General features: G+C 35.8%; 2 protein-coding genes. Both read right to left on the bottom strand.

Going from position 1 to position 3,161, the window contains the following annotated elements; translation table 11 throughout:
• Positions 1–294: 294 nt before the first annotated feature.
• Entirely contained in the window at positions 295–1,866 is a 1,572-nt protein-coding gene (locus K5677_RS13705) for a dockerin type I domain-containing protein (RefSeq protein WP_296729071.1), read from the bottom strand.
• A 487-nt stretch (positions 1,867–2,353) separates the two neighbouring features.
• Entirely contained in the window at positions 2,354–3,136 is a 783-nt protein-coding gene (locus K5677_RS13700) for a sigma-70 family RNA polymerase sigma factor (RefSeq protein ID WP_296729069.1), read from the bottom strand.
• Positions 3,137–3,161 lie beyond the last annotated feature (25 nt).

Raw genomic sequence — 3,161 nt, 5'->3', positions numbered from 1 at the left:
CCCGGAATAACACTTTTATCTTGACAATCAAATAATCATGTGCTAATATGCAGATAAGACCGAATGCTTTCACAATCGGTCTCATCATATACTCTTTTATTGCACTATTTTTCGTTTACACAGAATTTGGGATTGACTCATCTTGACAATCAAATAATCATGTGCTAATATGCAGATAAGACCGAATGCTTTCATAATCGGTCTCATTATACACTTTTCTATTGCACTATTTTGCGTTTACACAGAATTTGGGATTGACTCCCTATGGGACGCGCTTTATTTGACGCTTACATTTTATCTTGTTAAATATAACCTAATACCCTCTAAAAATCCTCGTTTAGATGTATGTATATCTTTATTAATGAGATCTTGAATTGCAGACACATCATATTGATCCAAATCGCCATCCATATCTATATCACCACGTCGCATATGCTCAGATGAGGGCATTTCTTCAAAGCCTTGGGGCGATATGAAATAACCATAATGTATAACGTCAACTAACATTTTCTTATCATTATCATCAACAACTCCATTGCAATTGACGTCTCCGATAACGCTATCAAAATATTTTTCCATTATTTTTATATCATTTTCATCAGCTTTACCGTCAAAATTAATATCTGCATTTGCTCTTTGAACTTCACTGATTCTTTTATCATTCTCTTTAAAATATTTTAAGTTCTCTTTAAAATATTTTAAATCTAAAGCGTTTGCCAAGCCGTTGTCGTTTTCGTCGTCATCTACATCGCCAAGAGTTTTAATTGAATATGTAGGAAGGTTAATTTCATCTTTGCTAATTTCTTCATCACTGATGTAAATCCTATAGGTATACATAGAATGATTTAAATCATTTTTAGCGCGTAAAAAATAATCATAGCGAACTCCACTTTCATTGTCTTCATAGTCATCCCAGGTGCTGTCAATATAATACCATCTCCCGTTAATTTCTACGATGTTCCATGCATGAGCAGAGTTTCCATATTTACTTTTGCCATATACTTTTTTACAGGTAACTCCAGCTTTGTCCATCAGGAGCTTATATGCTCTTGCATAGCCGTCACAAACAGTATAGAATCCGTCTTTATACCCACTCTCCTCATCTTCATGATGAAGAAATACAGAGGCATTTACATGATCCCTTTCATCTGAAGTTGTAAGTGGATTATATGTAACATGATTGTCAAGCCAGTCATGAAGCTTTATAGCCTTCTTGATATCTGAATCTCCTGGCTTAGTATTATTTTTTACAACATATTCTACATATCTTTCAGTATACATATTGGAAAAATCTGGCATTGCAAGAAAGTGTTTGTAAATTGCTTTCTTAAACATATGACCAAGTTCTGGTTCAGTGGTATTGTCATCTGAAAATGTACATAACTCCACACCATTTATAGTCAGATTATCACCTGACATAGCATTAATTACAGAACCATATTTCTCTATAATATTTTCGGCATTTTCCTCTGTAACTGTTTCAGGAATAATAACCTCTTGTAAATTGCCTGAATTTGTAATCTTATCAATGTTTACTATATTAACAGCACGTATATCAAGTTTTGTAATATTAATGTCAATCAAGGGGGTGATTGCTTGAACAACATAAGTTTTTTCGTTATATGAAATACTATTCTGAATTGTTACAGTGTCGCAGTCAGGCGCAACCCCAGTAACGAAAGCATAATAAACACCATAGTTTTCATAAAGCTTATATACTACATCATCAATTGTAACTTCACCATAATAAGTAGCTGAAGCTACTGTATTAGAAAAATGTAGAAGTGGAATGCTTTTAGTAAGAACTGGTACAGCCATTACAGAAGCAGCGAGTGCAATTGCTGCCAATTTTTTTTTGAGTTTCATGTTTATCAATCCTTAATTAATATATTTTAGCACTTTGTTATAATGCTGATTAAATATTATATCACAAAAGAGCGCTCTTGTCAATACATCACGAATAATTTTAGAATTGTCAATAATATAAAATTTATGCTTCTAATTTTTATGCTATCTGAAGTGTTATACTGAAAGAGCAGTCGACAAACACCCAAAAATATGGTAGAATATAAATAACAAAACCGGAAAGGGAAAACGACTATGAAGTACAGTAAAGAATTCAAAGAAGAAGCATTAAAGCTAGCACCGTTAATATCAAGTCCGACTGCCTTGAACATAATGCAGTCTTTGATACCATAGAAGTTATCTGCTAGTGCACATATGTAAACAGGAAGCATATTTGATGATCTTTCCAAGATGATCATGATTTGTCTGTTCAAGCTGATTTTCGATATCGGACAGAATAAGCTAGGTGTAAGTTTTTTTACCTGTTGTAGTAATGCATCAGTTAATCTTAACGAAACAAACATAAGTAGCCGTTTATCCAATACTTGATCTCGCTGTCCCAGACATACTCATACAGCTTTTCAAGAGCCTTGGCTATCTTCTTTTGAGCGGCATTTCTCGTGATCATAAGCATATCGGCAATATCAGCAACAGACATCTTCTCATAGCCGAAAATTCCTAAGTAGCAGCCGAGAATGTGCTGTTGTTCTGCTTTCAGTTTGGCATACTTCTGTCTCAGCAATGGATATACGGCTCGCTGTATAGCTTTCTTGCGGACATTATCGCCGATTGGTGCAATGCGCGGATTCTGGTCTTCATCGGGATCGTCATCATATGAGACCATGAGCTGTTCATAGTGAAAAGTGAAGTTCAGGCAGTCTACGACCAGCTTCTCCTTTATATTCAGTTCCTTGGCTATATCCTCAATACTTAGTCCGTCACCATGCAGCTTTTTGCACTTGCGTATCTGTGTCATAGTGCCATGAGGAATATTGATGAGTCCGTAGTATTCTTCAATATATCTCCACATCTTGCCGAAGATAAACGGATACAGATATGTCTGGAGCTTGCTTATAGTTGGATCAAACTTCTTTTCACAGATACGCTCCACGAATTCCAATGCACCGACCTGTTCCAGATCCTGCTGCATATCCTCAGACAGCTTCAGTCCGCTTCGCTTGGCAATATCAGCAACAATATTATGGATATAGCCTATATTCTGTCTGTACAGCCTGTCAAGAGCTGTATCATCGCCGCTATAATACTGCTTAATCAGTTCATCCGTTTTCATCTTTCACCGCCTTTGGACGTCCACG

Source organism: Ruminococcus sp. (assembly GCF_024684275.1).
This window is presented reverse-complemented; position numbering and strand designations above follow the sequence as displayed.